This window comes from Neptunomonas qingdaonensis (assembly GCF_900113275.1).
GTDB classification, from domain to species: domain Bacteria; phylum Pseudomonadota; class Gammaproteobacteria; order Pseudomonadales; family Balneatricaceae; genus Neptunomonas; species Neptunomonas qingdaonensis.
The window spans coordinates 22,022-37,861 of record NZ_FOOU01000014.1; the positions used below are offsets into that span (position 1 = coordinate 22,022).

The 15,840-nt window shown below is 46.4% G+C and carries 19 protein-coding genes; 12 read left to right on the plus strand and 7 right to left on the minus strand.

What is annotated here, in order from left to right:
* Positions 1-16: 16 nt before the first annotated feature.
* Both BM099_RS16565 and BM099_RS20495 read right to left on the minus strand, forming a co-directional pair.
* The gene (locus BM099_RS16565; RefSeq protein WP_090729555.1) at positions 17-499 is read right to left on the minus strand and encodes a GNAT family N-acetyltransferase; all 483 of its coding nucleotides are present in this window, start codon (positions 497-499) and stop codon (positions 17-19) included.
* A gap of 8 nt (positions 500-507) precedes the next feature.
* Entirely contained in the window at positions 508-678 is a 171-nt protein-coding gene (locus BM099_RS20495; RefSeq protein WP_177201213.1) for a hypothetical protein, read from the minus strand.
* 183 nt (positions 679-861) lie between these two features.
* On the opposite strand from BM099_RS20495, the gene BM099_RS16570 reads away from it, so the two are divergent.
* A complete protein-coding gene (locus BM099_RS16570; protein WP_090729556.1) occupies positions 862-1,230 on the plus strand; it encodes a DUF2956 domain-containing protein in 369 nt (122 codons plus the stop codon).
* Positions 1,231-1,294: 64 nt separating this feature from the next.
* Here the strand turns inward: BM099_RS16570 and BM099_RS16575 are convergent, their stop codons facing one another.
* Complete coding sequence (locus BM099_RS16575; RefSeq protein WP_090729558.1) at positions 1,295-1,540, minus strand: hypothetical protein; 246 nt, start codon at positions 1,538-1,540, stop codon at positions 1,295-1,297.
* Positions 1,541-1,679: 139 nt separating this feature from the next.
* On the opposite strand from BM099_RS16575, the gene BM099_RS16580 reads away from it, so the two are divergent.
* The 3 genes from BM099_RS16580 to BM099_RS16590 are packed head-to-tail and all read left to right on the plus strand — an operon-like array spanning position 1,680 to position 3,814.
* Positions 1,680-2,762, plus strand: coding sequence for a site-2 protease family protein (locus tag BM099_RS16580; protein WP_090729560.1), 1,083 nt, complete (start codon positions 1,680-1,682; stop codon positions 2,760-2,762).
* Entirely contained in the window at positions 2,762-3,508 is a 747-nt protein-coding gene (locus tag BM099_RS16585) for a pseudouridine synthase (protein ID WP_090729562.1), read from the plus strand. Before BM099_RS16580 ends, BM099_RS16585 begins: the two co-directional genes overlap by 1 nt.
* Positions 3,509-3,562: 54 nt before the next feature.
* Positions 3,563-3,814 (plus strand): RNA recognition motif domain-containing protein, encoded by a 252-nt coding sequence (locus BM099_RS16590; RefSeq protein ID WP_090729563.1) that lies wholly within the window; start codon positions 3,563-3,565, stop codon positions 3,812-3,814.
* A 104-nt stretch (positions 3,815-3,918) separates the two neighbouring features.
* Here BM099_RS16590 and BM099_RS16595 read toward each other — a convergent pair whose 3' ends face one another.
* Positions 3,919-4,398, minus strand: coding sequence for a YehS family protein (locus BM099_RS16595; RefSeq protein WP_090729565.1), 480 nt, complete (start codon positions 4,396-4,398; stop codon positions 3,919-3,921).
* A 382-nt stretch (positions 4,399-4,780) separates the two neighbouring features.
* Here BM099_RS16595 and BM099_RS16600 point away from each other — a divergent pair, with 382 nt between their 5' ends.
* Positions 4,781-5,266 carry a Crp/Fnr family transcriptional regulator gene (locus BM099_RS16600; protein ID WP_090729567.1) on the plus strand — a complete coding sequence of 162 codons (486 nt, stop codon included), beginning with the start codon at positions 4,781-4,783 and terminating at the stop codon, positions 5,264-5,266.
* A gap of 1 nt (position 5,267) precedes the next feature.
* On the opposite strand, the gene BM099_RS16605 is transcribed toward BM099_RS16600, so the two are convergent.
* Complete coding sequence (locus tag BM099_RS16605; protein ID WP_090729569.1) at positions 5,268-6,686, minus strand: pyridoxal phosphate-dependent decarboxylase family protein; 1,419 nt, start codon at positions 6,684-6,686, stop codon at positions 5,268-5,270.
* Positions 6,687-6,899: 213 nt separating this feature from the next.
* On the opposite strand from BM099_RS16605, the gene BM099_RS16610 reads away from it, so the two are divergent.
* Entirely contained in the window at positions 6,900-7,379 is a 480-nt protein-coding gene (locus BM099_RS16610; protein WP_090729703.1) for a phosphate-starvation-inducible PsiE family protein, read from the plus strand.
* A 59-nt stretch (positions 7,380-7,438) separates the two neighbouring features.
* The gene (locus BM099_RS16615; RefSeq protein WP_090729571.1) at positions 7,439-8,401 is read left to right on the plus strand and encodes a calcium/sodium antiporter; all 963 of its coding nucleotides are present in this window, start codon (positions 7,439-7,441) and stop codon (positions 8,399-8,401) included.
* A gap of 91 nt (positions 8,402-8,492) precedes the next feature.
* Here the strand turns inward: BM099_RS16615 and BM099_RS16620 are convergent, their stop codons facing one another.
* Positions 8,493-8,681 (minus strand): hypothetical protein, encoded by a 189-nt coding sequence (locus BM099_RS16620; RefSeq protein ID WP_090729573.1) that lies wholly within the window; start codon positions 8,679-8,681, stop codon positions 8,493-8,495.
* A 234-nt stretch (positions 8,682-8,915) separates the two neighbouring features.
* On the opposite strand from BM099_RS16620, the gene BM099_RS16625 reads away from it, so the two are divergent.
* From BM099_RS16625 to BM099_RS16635, 3 genes are all read left to right on the plus strand, one after another.
* Positions 8,916-10,463, plus strand: coding sequence for an SLC13 family permease (locus BM099_RS16625; protein ID WP_090729575.1), 1,548 nt, complete (start codon positions 8,916-8,918; stop codon positions 10,461-10,463).
* A gap of 116 nt (positions 10,464-10,579) precedes the next feature.
* On the plus strand, positions 10,580-10,906 hold the full coding sequence (locus BM099_RS16630; RefSeq protein WP_090729578.1) for a hypothetical protein: 327 nt from the start codon (positions 10,580-10,582) through the stop codon (positions 10,904-10,906).
* Positions 10,907-10,911: 5 nt separating this feature from the next.
* Positions 10,912-11,562 (plus strand): GDSL-type esterase/lipase family protein, encoded by a 651-nt coding sequence (locus BM099_RS16635; RefSeq protein WP_090729580.1) that lies wholly within the window; start codon positions 10,912-10,914, stop codon positions 11,560-11,562.
* Positions 11,563-11,599: 37 nt separating this feature from the next.
* On the opposite strand, the gene BM099_RS20585 is transcribed toward BM099_RS16635, so the two are convergent.
* The gene (locus tag BM099_RS20585; RefSeq protein WP_198064220.1) at positions 11,600-12,082 is read right to left on the minus strand and encodes an RsmD family RNA methyltransferase; all 483 of its coding nucleotides are present in this window, start codon (positions 12,080-12,082) and stop codon (positions 11,600-11,602) included.
* A gap of 493 nt (positions 12,083-12,575) precedes the next feature.
* Here BM099_RS20585 and BM099_RS16645 point away from each other — a divergent pair, with 493 nt between their 5' ends.
* Both BM099_RS16645 and BM099_RS16650 read left to right on the plus strand, forming a co-directional pair.
* A complete protein-coding gene (locus BM099_RS16645; RefSeq protein ID WP_090729582.1) occupies positions 12,576-14,123 on the plus strand; it encodes an SLC13 family permease in 1,548 nt (515 codons plus the stop codon).
* A 419-nt stretch (positions 14,124-14,542) separates the two neighbouring features.
* Positions 14,543-15,829: an ATP-grasp domain-containing protein gene (locus tag BM099_RS16650; protein WP_090729584.1), complete on the plus strand. Its 1,287-nt coding sequence runs from the start codon at positions 14,543-14,545 to the stop codon at positions 15,827-15,829.
* Positions 15,830-15,840: the final 11 nt, after the last annotated feature.

The window sequence follows — 15,840 nt, forward strand, 5'->3', positions numbered from 1 at the left end:
CTTTTATGGCTTACTTTTATGAGTTCGCCAAATCCTGCAAGGCCTGGCCTGAGAGCCGATAGCCAACCCATTCATTTTGCGGTTTGGCACCTAATGACTGATAAAACTGAATCGCGGGTTCGTTCCAATCGAGCACGCTCCATTCAAACCTGCCACAATTTTTTTTGACCGCTATTTGTGCAAGATGTTTCAGTAAGGCCTTACCAGCACCGGTACCGCGAGCAGCAGGCGTTACGTATAGATCTTCTAAATACAAACCGTGCTTAGCCAACCACGTAGAGTAATTCAAAAAATAGACTGCCAGCCCTACAGGCTGACCATTGCTTTCGCAAATGACAGCTTTGGTTGCCGACTCTTCTGAAAAAATCGATTCTCTGATAGATGACTCTGTCGCCAATACTTCATGCTCTGCTTTTTCATAAGCAGCCAATTCCCTAACAAACTGAAGAATTACTCCAGCATCATCATCAGTGGCATTTCTGATCGCTAAAACTGGCATATCACTCTTTAATCCTTCTTTTCGATAGTGATCTCAAGAGATTTTGTATTCCCGGCAAACCATTTCTGCACATACAAAGATCCCATAATAGGTGCTTTTCCCTCTTCCGGAACTTCCTGATAACGCACGCTGTTTTTGGTTTCTTTTTCATACTCAAAAGTAACAACAACTTTAGACATAAATTTTCTCTGGAAAAATAGTAAAGTGAAAATATACGGAGAACAAAAGCGTGAAACAAGCGCTGTTTATGCAAGTGCTCTTTATCCAATCGCCGTTTATACTAGCGCCCTTTAAACAAGAGCTAGCACGCTTGCGAAAATACACAGATTATACTGAATGCATTCCACATCAAGGATATAAGAATGAGCCGGCAAGCCAAAAGCACAGTTTCAGATGAAACCAAAACAGAAGCGATGAATATCACCCGCGCTACTCAAAAGCCAGGCCAAACAAAAGAGCAGAGCAAACTGATCGCACAGGGGATTCAAAAAGGCATTGATCTGTACAAAAAACAGCAAAAAGCCAAAGCACGCGACCTGGACCGCCAGAAGAAAAAAATAAAACCGGTTAATGCACGTTCTACTGACAACACACGACCAGAGGAAAGCGGCTTAAAAGACGCACAGACAAGATCAGCAGCCAGCAAACCACGATCTCAACTAAAGATCCTAGTACCTTGGTTGCTGTTACTCGTTTCCTGGTTAATTTTTGCTGCTTATTTCTGGTATTAACCATATTGCATTAACTACATTAGTAAACCATCATTAAGTGCTCATCACTACAGCTCACCAATAACTAAACATCATGTATATACGGTGAGTTCTTTTTTACTTTTCCTAATGAGCGATACTCGATAATCAATTTAATAATATCATGATCACTGGCAACCGCTGACAAAGAGTCGTCCATTGAGCGGCGCTGTGGCAGCGAAAGATTAAATTTATCACGTAAAATTTCTACTACCTGTTCATCAGAATCAGGATCAAACTCTATTCCAGCAAAAATACAGATCCGCTGAAGGATAAACGCCTTGTTGGCCATAAGTGGTATTTCCAGTGTCTTTTAATATAGCGATGACTATATCAATTGCTTAGCAGAAGAATAAAAACCGAGTATCACTTGCCTGATTGATGGAATCAGCGATAATTTGCGCTTCTAATCATTTATATGGAACATCAGTTTGCAATTATTACGAATAGACTGCCTTGGGCGAGAGTTAAGACTCGAAGGCTCAATGGCTGGCTGGCAGGCTTTATACTGGGATAATCAACTGGTGTCGCAACATAATGCCAGCGCCGATCCTGCTTCGAACCCCGTTCATCTGTTCACTTTACAGGCAGACCAGACTGAAATTCAATGCAAACTGAGTGTCGATCTAACCTGGCAGCCTTTTTCATTACAGTATCAGCTACATATCAACGATGAAATAATAAGCCAAAGCACGCTAAATGAAAAAGACATTGAGCACCAGGAAGTCGTGCAGCGTCCTAAAACGCCGAATAAAATCAGCATCATTGGGCTCGGCTCACTGGCTCTCAAATTATTCAAAAGCGCAAAAGTTATAAAAGTGCTTTTTGCAGCGGGTAGTTTAGCAGCTTACACTTGGCTTTTTTCAATTCAATTCGCCATTGCGTTGATTCTTTGCCTGGTATTTCATGAATATGGGCACATCCGCGCCATGAAATATTTTGGCTTAAAAACCAAAGGGATTTACCTGATCCCCTTCGTTGGAGGCCTGGCACTATCCGATGACAAAATAAACACGCGTTGGCAAGATGTCTACATCTCGATTATGGGACCATTTTTTGGTTTCATTCTGTCTTGCGTATGCCTGCTGGTCTATTGGATTACCGATATCGAACTGTTCGCAGGGTTAGCGGTATTCAATGCTTTGCTCAACCTGTTTAACCTCCTGCCGGTACTCCCATTGGATGGCGGGCATATTTTAAAAAGTATCGCCTTTTCCATGAACTCTGTAGTGGGCTTGATTGCTTGTGTGCTGGCGGCTGTCGGTGGTATTTTTGCCAGCTATTATTTTGGTATGGCACTGTTAGGTTTTTTATTAGCCATTGGCAGTATAGAGATCTTGTTTGAGTGGAAGCGGCGTCACTTTAGTGAACTGTTACCACTGGATCGTTACGGTCAGCTTATTTCAGCCCTCTGGTATTTTACAACGCTCGGCGGCTTAAGCGCGATTATCTGGATTCTCGGCCAGGGTGAAAACCAGGCACTGGCCTTACCGCTTAAAATTCTGAGTAGCTAATGCGCCTGACACAGTTCTTAGTACACGCCGGCATCTGTTCACGGCGTGCGGCTATTAAAATGATCGCTGACGGCCTCGTTAGCATTAATGGCAACATTGCTGAGCATCCTGCAACAGTAGCCGGTGATGAAGCGATAATTGCTGACGGACGAAAAGCCATATTGCCCGACCAATGCTGCTATGTTATTTACAATAAACCCGTGGGGATCGACTGTAATTGTGTTGCTGACAATCCCCACAGTATTGTTAACCATGTAACGCGACCCACACGTTTATTCCCGGTTGGCCGGATTGATAAAGACTCCCACGGGTTAATGCTGCTCACCAACGACGGTATTTTATGTCAGCGCTTATTATCACCTGATTATTCACATCCTAAAACCTATCGGGTAAGCGTTGAGCCGCACTACCAACAACCCGATATTGGCGCTGACTTTCAACAAAGAATGAGCCAGGGAATCGAGCTGGATGGCGTTTTAACACGGCCTTGTCAACTTAAGCTACTGAGTAAAAACCGTTTCGAAATCACTTTGACACAAGGGCTGAACCGTCAAATCAGACGAATGGCACGTTCGCTGGGTTATAAAGTCATAGACCTGCAACGTATTCGTATTTTGAATTTAACGTTAACTAGCTTAGCGCTGAATCAAAGCCGTGAGCTAAGCAACACAGAGATCAGCGAACTTAAGGCGCATTTATCACATAGCCAGACTCACATGATTGGGCTCAGAGCCGATCTCTGCTAATATCACGATAATTATTTTTTCTCTTCATTCACCATTTAAGAACACGGCCACTTCATGAAAATATTGATCCGCAATCTTTCCCGCTCGACTACCGAAGCAGAACTTCTGGCAATGTTCGAGGCTCATGGCGCAGTCCAATCCTGCAATTTGGTGTTAGATCAGCACAATGGAAAATCCAAGGGCTTTGCTTTTGTCGAGATGCCCAAAATAGGTGATGCCAAGGCCGCCATAAAAACACTAAACGGCACAAAAGTTGGCGACAATATTATTCGTGTTAAAAAAGCTGAAGAAACAGGCGCGAAATAAGACACGGGGGCTAAGGCTCTGAGCATTCAGTCACAAGAGCCGATCAATCTCTGCATAGAAGATTGCTGGATGACGTCCAGCAATCGCTGAGGTGTAATCGCTGTTCAAACAGGTAACTTTTTCTGCTTATCACGATATTTATGCTGCACACCTGAGAGGAAATTACGTAATACCTGATCCTGGCAATCGCGATAATTCTGGTGATCCTGCTTACGAAAAAAAGCACTCAGCTCATGCTTGCTGATCTGGTTGTTAGCTTCTGACATCACATCAAGAATATCTTCAGCCGTCATGTTTAATGCGATTTTCAATTTCCTGAAAATAATATTATTGTTTAATACACGCTCAGGTTCAGGTGCCGCCCCCTCTTTTTTGCCACGCATGTCATTTATCAGACCATTCAGAAAAATAGCAAATTCGCGATCACTACAGCGCAGATATTCGGCGTCTTCTTCTTTTTTTAAACACCCCGAAATTTGTGCTCTTGTTACCTGATGGTCTGCAAGCCGAAAAATTTCAATCATTTTGGAATCATTAAAATCGAAGGTATAGCGAAGGCGACGTAAAATATCGTTATTAGTCACATGTATGCTCTTAGTCTAGTGGCAGCAAGATCACAACGACTCACTGATGGGATGCCCACTTTAACAGATTATTACTTCACTTTATTCTGTCATTTTCATCATTTCTATTCAGTAGTGCACCACGCACCAGATAAAAAGCACATGTAGAACCAAACCTCTTCTGGGTGAGCCGCGAGAAATGTTGTTGCTTGTCTAATTATCAAACCACGACACTAATTTTTCTCAAGGCATTCAGAGTGTGTACTGCGTGACTAATTAAACATCGGGACTCAGGCAGTGAACTTCTGAAAGAGAAGGGTAATTGCCCGGCCAAGCTTTATTGGCCTATAATTGCTGTAAGGTAGTAGATGTTCCGTTATTACGCGGGCGTGGGAAATATAAAATGCAAAATTTGACAGGCGCTGAATTAATAGAAAAATTTGGAATAGATTATTTCCACAACGCTTCGACGCTAGGCGCACTATCAAACAACGCTCTCACTTATCTGCTGGAAAATGGCATCATCTTCCAGCTGGATAAAGGGGATCAATTATTTGCATACGACTCACCCGGCGACAACTTCTTTGTTGTGCTAAAAGGCACCATCCAGTTCTACAAAGCCGGCAAACACCAATCCACGCATATCCGTAACTACCAATTTGGTCAGGAAATAGGATCGGTAGCAATGATAGGTCTGCATAATAGGGTCGGAGATGCCTTCGCCGGGGAAGACAGCATTGCACTTAAAATATCCTGCAGTCTGTTCCACTCTTTACACGAAACCTTCCCGACTGACTTCGGCATACTCCTGCTTAATCTCTCCAGAGAGATGGCCAGGCGGCTTAGAGAGTGTGACGACAAACTAGCCAATCACAATATCACCCACTAGATCAGCTGTTAAGTTGATCGGCGACCAGCTCTCTGCCAATTAACTCACACTGATCCAGCAACAAGGATATATGCTGACGCGTCACTTCACCATTCGCTAAGATTAAACGAATACCTGAACACCCTTTGTACTGCGCATAATCCACATACGGGCCACCGTTACGCATCATCGTCTTACAAATATCTATGTTCAGTTGACGAATAGCCTGCTCATCCGTCATATGCTCCGGGCGATAACGAAACAGCACATTAAGGTACACAGCAGGTGCTAACATTTCTAGCGAATCACTCTGCTCTATCATCTCTACACAATCCGTTTTGATGGATTGCAGATGATCAATCTTAGCGGCAAACCCTTGGTTACCTATCGCTTTCCAACTCAACCACACCTTTAAGGCATCAGCACGACGACCACATTGAATCGAGCGCTCGCCTAAGTTGTAGGCTGCATTTTCATCGGCATGAAACAGGTACTCCCCCCCTCCGCCAGAACAACAGGCGTTTAAAGCACCTGCATGTTTAACCAGGATAACCGCTGCCGTAATCGGCACGTTCATCAGCTTGTGCGCATCCCAGGTAAAAGAATCCGCCAGATGGCTATCGGCTAACAAGTGCCGATGCTGTTCTGAAAAGAGAATCGGCCCACCCCAGGCAGCATCGATATGTAGCCAGATATTGTGCGCACGGGCAATCTTGCTGCAAACCGCTACCGGATCATAAGCACCAGTGACTGTTGTCCCTGCCGTTAAGCCAATATAGAAAGGCAGATGACCCTGCTTAAGGCTTTTAGCAATCTCTTTTTGTAACGCGACAGCGCAGATCCTGCCCTCATTATCGCTGGCCACAGCAACCAGGTTATCTGTCCCGATTCCCAATACGTTAGCCGCTTTTTGCGCTGAGTAATGCGCCTGATCAGAAACATAAGCGACCAGTGTGCGCCCGCCGGCGCCCTTCGTTTTGTAATCCGGGCAGACATGGTGACGCGCCAGCATCATGCCGATCAGGTTCGCCTGACTACCACCCGCCACCATCACACCTTCGCCTTGATTCTCAGCATCATCAAAACCCACCAACTTATTCCATTGGCGAATCAGCTCCAGCTCCATCAAGGTCGCAACCGGCCCTACTTGATAGGTATGCATAGTGGCGTTGCTCAGGCTGGTAATCCAGTCGCCCAGCAACGCATGTTTGTTTTGGCCTGAGTAGAGCAACTTAAAAAAATCGACTTGCGATACATCGGGATTGTAATGCAGATACGCTTTTATCGCTTCTTCCAGAGCTTCCTGATCACAACCCTCTTCTCCTAACGAGATATCCAGAATTTTTTCCAACTCAGCAGCGGCAGGCGCCTGCGAGACAGGCCTGTTTTTCGGCATCCACTCGTGAATAGCGCGGGATAATAGTTCGAGGCTTTCTTTCATCTTTTACATCTCCAAGGGCTGAGATACCTGCGCCGAAGTGCTGAACTGCGCAAACAATGAGATTTGCGTCACTCTATTCTTAGCTACCATATAAACTGATCAGTGCCACATTCAAGTCCTTGCCATTCTCCAATAGTTCCCATCTAATGGAGAGCAAGATCACGATGGATGATGATCTTGCTACTGATTTTACATCATTTTCCTGGAGTATTTATGAAGCATGAAGAGATATCAGAGGATCATTCTGATCCTCTGATAAAAGCATTACACCGTGCCATTCGGGTTGGAATAAAATTACTGGCTGTTTTGATGGTATTTGTAATTTTTTGGAGTATTGCCGATGTTGTACTTGTTCTCTACAACAAGCTAGCCTCTCCACCCTTTTTTCTCCTTGATATCAACGACATACTTGAAACTTTCGCGGCTTTTTTGGTTGTACTGATAGGTATCGAAATCTTCATCAACATCCGGCTATATCTTGGCAGCAATACCTTTCCGGTAGAGTTAGTTATTGCAACAGCGCTGATGGCGATTGCCCGAAAGGTTATTGTATTAGACCTTAAACTGGTCACTTCAGAACAGATAGTAGGTCTTGGTTTTGTTACCCTTGCACTGGGTGTAGCTTACTGGCTGGTTAAACATATCAATAATCAAGTTAGCAATAATCAAAATCAAGACCATACTCTGGACTAAACCTGCCACATACTATCTGCAAGTAGCCAATAATTATTTATTCAGGGCTTTGTTAAACCATGTTAAATCTTCTTTATTTACTTCTCGGGATCGGGCTATTAACCGCTGGCGGTGAAGTATTGATTCGAGGGTCGTTGACTATCGCTAAGCGACTGGGGATTTCTCCTTTGCTATCAGGGTTGCTGATCGTTGGATTTGGTACATCAATGCCTGAACTTGTCGTTTCTGTTGATGCAGCTATCAACGGGCAGCCCGATATTGCTATCGGAAATGTTGTCGGTAGCAATATTGCCAATATTCTTTTGATTCTGGGTGTCTGTGCCTTGATTACTCCTTTGGCTGTTTCGCCTTTGTCGCTTCGCCGTGACGCTGTGGTGGTCATTGCTGCCAGCCTGCTATTTGTCTTGCTCGCTGCTGGACGCGCCCTATCCATAGTCGATGGGATAATCTTTATCGCTGCCCTTTTTAGCTATTTAATATGGGCTTATTGGACGGAAAAGGATAAATCCACACCTTCGGGTGCGGTACATGCGGCTGAAGCCACGGAAATAGAAAAGGTACCAGAATCTGCTTTATGGTCTGCTATTGCCGTTATTGGGGGGCTTGCTTTGCTGATTGCCGGGTCTCAGGTTTTACTCAAAGGCGCAGTGGGTATTGCAAATGGCTTAGGTGTTTCACAGGCTGTTATTGGGCTGACATTGGTAGCCGTCGGCACATCTCTTCCTGAACTAACGATCTCTGTCATCGCGGCTCTGCGGCGGCACGCTGACGTAGCCGTGGGGAATATCCTTGGAAGCAATATTTTTAACCTGTTAGGTATACTCGGCGTTTCTGCAATAATGCAGCCCATCTCTATTAAAGGCCGGGTGCTGGAGTTTGACCAATGGGTAATGCTTGGGGCAGCGTTCCTGATTTTCCTGTTCTTATTTACAGACCGCAGGCTAAGCCGAATAGAAGGCGGGGTGTTATTGCTGGGTTACTTTGCTTATCTCTTCATCAGTTTCTTTTTCATTGAGAGTTAATCGGAAATTACTCAATAGTCAGATGCTATGCCGTGCTTTCTTCTGATACTATCGGGCAACAGTACCGAGCAATATCACCGGGCAATTGTGATCAACGCGGCAACCACAAGATCATGATAATGCAGAACACAACCAAGGCTATAAAATAGCGTATAAACTTTTTTTGTGCTGCGATAATGTTCTGCTCTTTCTGCGCGACTGTTGGCGTTTTACAGTGCGGGCAATAACCCAACTCTTCTGAAAAGCTTCTGGCACAATGGCTACAGGCAATCTCACTCATGATGAATACTCGTTCACTCGATCAGTTGCTACCTTAACCCAATAAGACATAAAAAATAACAATGGCCTAATAGATTCAATTGGTAATTTATGCAGTAATTAATCAAAATAAAGAATATCTGGTATGTCATGTGACATGCTCTGATTTTCTAAGCCTGGTATCAATCAACAGAACAAGCAGATTTATTTTTCATTGCGCATGTCCATAAGCGGTTCTTTTAATAAGGTAGAAGCCATGAATAATGACAAAAAAGACCTCCACTCCCATGATGCGGATTTTCTCGAACCGGGCGACCGGCGTGATCCAGACTATAAGGATCGCCCTGAAACGACGCTTGCTCCCGTCCGTGGTTTACGCCTGATCGGCTTAATCGGTGGGCCAGTAGCGGCCATCATTATTCTGCTGCTGCCTGCACCTGAAGGCATGCCATTAGAGGCGTGGCGTTTGGTTGCCATGGCCGTATGGATGGTCGGATGGTGGCTGACCGAAGCAGTACCTATTCCGGCAACGGCCTTGCTGCCAATGATCCTGATGCCGCTATTAAGCATCGATAAGATAAAGCCTGTTGCCGCTAACTATGCTCATCCCTTGATTTACCTGTTCCTGGGTGGCTTTCTGTTGGCCGCGGCCATGCAACATGTGGGTTTACACCGACGTATCGCACTAAAGATCGTTAGCCGTATTGGCTCATCACCCTCCAGGATCATTCTCGGCTTTATGCTGGCGACCGCCTTTTTGTCGATGTGGATCTCTAACACCGCCACCACCATCATGATGTTTGCGGTTGGTTTATCGGTTATAGATTTTATTTCCAAACAAACAGAAGACAAAAAAGTAGTCCGCAATTTTGGTGTGGCGCTGATGCTTTCCATCGCCTATAGCGCTTCGATCGGTGGTGTGGGCACGCTCATCGGTACCCCCCCTAATGCCCTGCTGGCAAGTTTTCTACAAAGCACCTACAACATCGAAATTACTTTCTTTAACTGGATGCTGCTCGGCGTGCCGGTGGTCGTTATCATGTTGCCAGCCACTTGGCTGCTTTTGACGAAGCTGCTATTTCCCTCTCACCAAATCGCCATTGAAGATCCCGGTAGCGTTGTCGAGCGTGAGCTAAAATCACTGGGAATTATGTCAAGAGGCGAGAAGCTGGTCGGTATCGTTTTCCTCTGTGCTGCACTGGGGTGGATTTTCCGTGGTTTATTGGTCAAGTTAACCGGTTTACCGCTTAATGACACCATCATTGCGCTACTCGCCGCCATGGTGTTGTTTGCGGTACCGATTTCACGCGCAAGAGGAGAATTCGCACTCGACTGGGAAGCGGCACGCAACGTTCCCTGGGGCGTGTTATTGTTGTTTGGAGGCGGTTTAGCACTGGCCAGCGGCTTTAAATCCACAGGTTTGGCTGAATGGATCGGTAGCTCTGTTGCTGGTATCGATATCAGCACGGTCTTATTGGTGCTGTTAGTCATTGTAGTGATCGTCTATCTAACCGAAATCACTTCTAATACAGCGTCTACAGCCACCTTTTTGCCGATACTCGCCGCCGTTGCTGTCGGCTTCGGACTCGATCCGCGTATCCTTACGATACCGGTAGCGCTGGCCGCTTCAATGGCCTTTATGATGCCGGTTGCCACGCCACCTAATGCCATTGTTTTCTCCTACGAACAGATGGAGTTACGCGATATGGTACGTGCGGGTTTCCTGCTGAACATCTTGGCTATTATCGTATCCTTCGGCCTGTTTATGTTGCTCGGTGAGATCGTGTTCGGTCTGAAGTTCTAAGCCCACCTTCAAACCTGCCTATCCGGATATCGTTAGTAATAACGATATCCGGAATCTTGGACGGGTAGATATACCGATCCAGCCATTTCGAACACATTAAGCAGTCGCTGAAGTCAATGAAAAAGACCGATAAGAAAATTGAAAACGCGATCAGGATAGCGCTGACCGAAGTTTGTGACCTGGCCCTGGATGAAGTACCTGGTTTTAAATGGATCACCCACTTTGTAAATTACGATGCTTTTCCGGGTTCTCTTATCGTTGTTTGTGTCTTTGCTACAAAAAGTGATTTGGCCAGCGCCCTGAGTACACATCACGATGACTTTTTACGAACACTGATAACTAACAAACTCAGTGCGGCTAATATTCAATGTAAGGATAGCCAGCAGTATGTGCGTTTTGATTCTGAAGAAACCTGGGAAGTCCAAAGGTATCGTCTACACTGAATGGTATGATTAAATCAAACAAAGTTCTTCACATACCGTTTCTTCACATAAGGCTTCTTCAAGCTATCGCTGTTGCACTCATCACCCTGTTACTCAGTGGTTGCAGTGAGCCAAAGCTAGAGCCTATTAAATATGGCGGCACTATTCTGGCCTTTGGCGACAGCCTTACTTTTGGAGTAGGCACCGCCGAAACTCATAGCTACCCAGCCGTGCTTTCTGAGCTTAGCGGGTTAAATGTTATTAATGCCGGTATTTCTGGTGAGACCACAGAAAGCGGCTTAAAAAGACTACCGCTTGAGCTAGATCGCACGTCCCCCGATCTAATAATCCTTATCGAGGGTGGCAATGATATTTTGCAGAACAAAAGCGAGCTTTCCATCAAATCCAATCTCAGAAAGATGATCGAACTTGCACAAAGCAGAGATATACCGGTTGTACTTATCGGTGTACCGCAAAAGCGTTTATTCTCAGATTCGGCGCCGCTTTTCCAAGAGCTTGCTGAGGATTACCAATTAGTATTTGATGGAACCTTGATTGGTAGTTTACTACGCAGTCCGTCGTCAAAATCTGACCATGTACACTTCAATACTGAAGGCTACCGTAAAATGGCCGAGTCAATCTATAAGCTGCTGAGTGACAATGGTGCCCTGTTGTAAAAGCAATTAAAAATTCAAAGCCGCCAGCATTCCCTGACTACTTTTGTGCACTAACGCCCATGAGGTGGTCGACTTTCTCTACATTCTTGAAGCCAGCAGACTTGAGCCGGCGGATTACGCCATCGACAAAGCTGCTTCCCTTCCTTAATAAATGCGGATTTCCGGTGTAGTGAAACAGCCGCCCGTTACGGCGAAGTACTCGAAAAATCTGGCTGTAAAATTCCTCACTGTAAAGCTCCCCGGCAAGAGAAAAACGCGGTGGATCGTGAATAACCGAATCGAAGGAGCTTGCGGCCATTGTGACTATCAACTCATAGCTACTGCCCTGAAGCTGAGTAATCCCCTCCTGTCCTAAATCATTTGACCAGGGGTTCTGAGCGCGCAGCGACATTACCTGCGGGCTTAGTTCGATGCTGAGCACTTCCCTTGCGCCCAGACGATGAGCCGCGATGGCCGCGTAGCCCAATCCGCTGCAACAATCCAGCACCCGGTCCCCCTTGCGTACCGCCTGCTGTGCCATCTCGGAGGCGCTGACAAGGGGTCGGTACCTTTAGAAATGTGCATCTTGACGCCACTTATTTCAAGCAGTGGCGATCCTTCCGTAGGAACAAGTTTATAGTAGCCAGAACGACGCTCTTCCAGAGTATCCAGTTCCCCATCGTGACAGAGGAAGATCTTCTGTGTCTTCTTAGCAATAAATTTGAGTTCATCGACTGAGATCTGGTTGACTTCGTCGAGCTTCAGCCCCTGGTCATCAAGAGAGAAGTCCTGCTGCGAAAGATTCAGATCAGTGGAGAGACGAACGCAGGAAAGCCCCTTCGATAGCGCCTCTAGTGCCTGCTTGGCATTAGAGGCATGAAGATAGTAGTTGGGCATATGCTCACTTGCCTTATAAGATTTTGTGATATGCACTATACCCTGTTTATACTTCCTATATCCTAAATCCGGTGTAGATGACGGCAGCGTGGTGGACTTTTTCAAATCGATTGAACACCCAAAGAGGCTAAAGACCAATGAGGACAGACAAAAAAGACCACCACTCCGATAACAAGGATTTTCTAACTCCGGATGACCGGCGCGCCTCCGACGATAAAGATCGCAGCGTACCGACGGCTATTCCCGTCAGCGGTTTACGTCTGGCCGGCTTAATCGGTGGGCCAATCGCGGCCATCATTATTCTGCTGCTGCCTGCCCCTGCAGGTATGCCATTTGAAGCCTGGCGATTGGTCGCGATGGCTGTATGGATGGTCACGTGGTGGCTGACCGAAGCAGTACCTATTCCGGCAACGGCCCTGCTGCCCATTATCCTGATGCCGCTATTAAGCATCGATAAGATAAAGCCTGTTGCCGCTAACTATGCGGATCCCTTGATTTATCTTTTCCTGGGCGGTTTCCTGCTGGCTGCAGCCATGCAACATGTGGGCTTGCACCGCCGTATCGCACTTAAGATCGTCAGCCGGATTGGCTCTTCGCCCTCCAGAATCATTCTCGGCTTTATGCTGGCAACCGCCTTTTTGTCGATGTGGATCTCTAACACAGCCACTACTATCATGATGTTCGCCGTCGGTTTATCGGTGATTGATTTTATTTCCAAACAAACAGAAGACAAAAAGGCAGTTCGCAATTTTGGTGTCGCACTGATGCTATCCATCGCCTACAGCGCTTCGATCGGTGGCGTGGGCACACTTATCGGCACGCCCTCTAATGCCCTGTTGGCAAGCTTCCTGCAAAGCACCTATAACATTCAAATCACGTTCTTCAACTGGATGCTACTGGGTGTACCGGTGGTCGTACTGATGCTGCCAACCACCTGGTTGATTTTGACAAAGCTGCTATTTCCCTCTCACCAAATCGCCATTGAAGATCCCGGTAGCGTTGTTGACCGTGAGCTAACATCACTGGGAATTATGTCAAGAGGCGAGAAGCTGGTCGGTATCGTTTTCCTCTGTGCTGCACTGGGGTGGATTTTCCGCGGTGTTCTGGTCGATTTAACAGGGCTACCGCTTGATGACACTATGATTGCGATACTCGCCGCCATGGTGTTGTTTGCGGTACCGATTTCACGCACCAAAGGAGAGTTCGCACTCGACTGGGAAGCGGCACGTAATGTTCCCTGGGGTGTCCTATTGCTGTTCGGAGGTGGTTTAGCACTGGCCAGCGGTTTTAAATCTACTGGGTTGGCTGAATGGATTGGTAATTCGGTAGCTGGTGTCGATATCAGCACGGTTTTACTGGTCTTGTTAGTCACAGTAGTGATCGTCTACCTAACCGAAATCACTTCCAATACGGCATCTACGGCCACCTTTCTGCCGATACTCGCCGCCGTTGCTGTCGGCTTCGGACTCGATCCGCGTATCCTGACGATACCGGTAGCACTGGCAGCCTCAATGGCATTTATGATGCCTGTTGCGACGCCGCCTAACGCCATTGTTTTCTCCTACGAGCAGATGGAGTTACGCGATATGGTGCGTGCGGGCTTCCTGCTGAACATCCTGGCTATTATCGTATCTTTCGGCCTGTTCATGTTACTCGGTAACATCGTCTTCGGACTGGTGTTCTGATCTCTGCTTTTCAACTTAGCTTTTAACCAGCCTATCCGGATATCGTTAGTAATAACGATATCCGGAATCCTGGACGGCCAGATATCCCGGTCCGGCCATTTCGAACACATTAAGCAGTCGCTGAAGTAAATCAAAAAACTGATAAGGAAATTGAAACCGAAATCAGGATAGCGCTGACCGAAGTTTGTGACGTAGCCCTGGATGAAGTACCTGGTTTTAAATGGATCACCCACTTTGTAAATTACGATGATTTTTTACGAACACTGACAACTAACAAGCTCAGTAAGGCTAATGTTCAATGTAAGGCCGGCTTTGAATTATCCCTGATAAAACCCGACCTCAATTATCCTCATATATATCGTTAAGATCCGCTATTTATGGTAATGAAGGGATAGATATCAAGAATAGGGGGAGGTGCAGTGAAAAATATTTTTGTTTTTGGTGCTGATGAATTCAACCTTTCCCTGATACGTTCGCTTGAATCTGCTCAGGACTACTGCTTTCATGAGCTTTATCAATACCATGAGGTAAAAACAGGCAAGGAGTTCCCAGTCAGAACCTTGTATGAAGGTGCTGTTGCGCGACTGAGAAAGTATCCCGGCTCCGTAGATGCCATTGTCGGCTATTTGGACTTTCCGGTTAGCACCATGCTTCCTCTATTGTGCCACCCCTTTGGCCTGCCCTCTCCGAGCTTTGATGCGGTGCTTAAATGCGAGCATAAATATTGGAGCAGGTTGGAGCAGCGCCGAGTGATCCCGGAATATATCCCCGACTTTTGTGCTGTTAATCCATTTAAAGATGATTATCAGCAGCAGATCACCCTCGATTATCCTTTCTGGCTTAAGCCGGTGAAAGCGGTTTTATCACACCTTGGATTTATGGTGCGTAATGATAGTGAACTCGACATGGCGATTGCGGAGATCCGCAAAAAAATCTACTGCTTTGCCAAGCCGTTCAACTACTTGCTGCAATTTACCGATCTGCCTGATAATGTTGCCGCTATCGATGGTTATCACTGCATCGCCGAAGCGATCATCTCGCGTGGCCAGCAATGTACGCTTGAAGGCTATGTTTTTGATGGGAATCTTTGTGTCTACGGAGCCATTGACTCAATCCGCGAAGGCCAGCATGGTTCCAGCTTCTCCCGCTATCAGTATCCATCATCAATCCCGCAGCCTGTTCAAGACAAAATGGTCGCTGTCACCGAGCGCTTTCTTACCTCTATCGGCTTTGATAACGGCCCGTTCAATATTGAGTATTACTGGGAAAAGGAGAGTCACCATATCAGGTTGCTGGAGATCAATACCCGTATTTCCAAGTCGCATTCTCCATTATTCCGCAACGTCGATGGCATGCCCAATCATCTGGTAATGCTGGCTCTGGCCTTGGGAAAACAGCCTGTATTTCCCCACCGTCAAGGCCTGTACCGATATTCGGCCAAGTTCATGTGGCGGACGCATGCAGATGCAAAGGTTACCAGGGTGCCAACAGAACAAGAGGTGCAGGCCGTTACCCGGCGTATCGCTGGTACTGAGATCCAGCTGCATGTCCATGAAGGGATGCGTCTGTCTGAGCTTAATTATCAGGACAGTTACAGCTACGAAATCGCGACAGTGTTTATCGGCGGCGACAGCGAGCAGGAACTGTTGCACAAATATCAGGATGTGCAACAGGCGTTACCGCTGGAACTTGTGCCGCTGCCGTAAATGGCATGTGT

Excerpts from the sequence above, each read along its gene's own strand:
- BM099_RS16620 (WP_090729573.1), bottom strand. The coding sequence starts at position 8,681 with ATGAGTGAGATTGCCTGTAGCCATTGTGCCAGAAGCTTTTCAGAAGAG.
- BM099_RS16585 (WP_090729562.1), top strand. The coding sequence starts at position 2,762 with ATGCGCCTGACACAGTTCTTAGTACACGCCGGCATCTGTTCACGGCGT.
- BM099_RS16575 (WP_090729558.1), bottom strand. The coding sequence starts at position 1,540 with ATGGCCAACAAGGCGTTTATCCTTCAGCGGATCTGTATTTTTGCTGGA.
- BM099_RS16605 (WP_090729569.1), bottom strand. The coding sequence starts at position 6,686 with ATGAAAGAAAGCCTCGAACTATTATCCCGCGCTATTCACGAGTGGATG.
- BM099_RS16590 (WP_090729563.1), top strand. The coding sequence starts at position 3,563 with ATGAAAATATTGATCCGCAATCTTTCCCGCTCGACTACCGAAGCAGAA.
- BM099_RS16565 (WP_090729555.1), bottom strand. The coding sequence starts at position 499 with ATGCCAGTTTTAGCGATCAGAAATGCCACTGATGATGATGCTGGAGTA.
- BM099_RS20495 (WP_177201213.1), bottom strand. The coding sequence starts at position 678 with ATGTCTAAAGTTGTTGTTACTTTTGAGTATGAAAAAGAAACCAAAAAC.
- BM099_RS16635 (WP_090729580.1), top strand. The coding sequence starts at position 10,912 with ATGATTAAATCAAACAAAGTTCTTCACATACCGTTTCTTCACATAAGG.
- BM099_RS16615 (WP_090729571.1), top strand. The coding sequence starts at position 7,439 with ATGTTAAATCTTCTTTATTTACTTCTCGGGATCGGGCTATTAACCGCT.
- BM099_RS20585 (WP_198064220.1), bottom strand. The coding sequence starts at position 12,082 with ATGGCACAGCAGGCGGTACGCAAGGGGGACCGGGTGCTGGATTGTTGC.
- BM099_RS16645 (WP_090729582.1), top strand. The coding sequence starts at position 12,576 with ATGAGGACAGACAAAAAAGACCACCACTCCGATAACAAGGATTTTCTA.
- BM099_RS16570 (WP_090729556.1), top strand. The coding sequence starts at position 862 with ATGAGCCGGCAAGCCAAAAGCACAGTTTCAGATGAAACCAAAACAGAA.
- BM099_RS16625 (WP_090729575.1), top strand. The coding sequence starts at position 8,916 with ATGAATAATGACAAAAAAGACCTCCACTCCCATGATGCGGATTTTCTC.
- BM099_RS16610 (WP_090729703.1), top strand. The coding sequence starts at position 6,900 with ATGAAGCATGAAGAGATATCAGAGGATCATTCTGATCCTCTGATAAAA.
- BM099_RS16600 (WP_090729567.1), top strand. The coding sequence starts at position 4,781 with ATGCAAAATTTGACAGGCGCTGAATTAATAGAAAAATTTGGAATAGAT.
- BM099_RS16630 (WP_090729578.1), top strand. The coding sequence starts at position 10,580 with ATGAAAAAGACCGATAAGAAAATTGAAAACGCGATCAGGATAGCGCTG.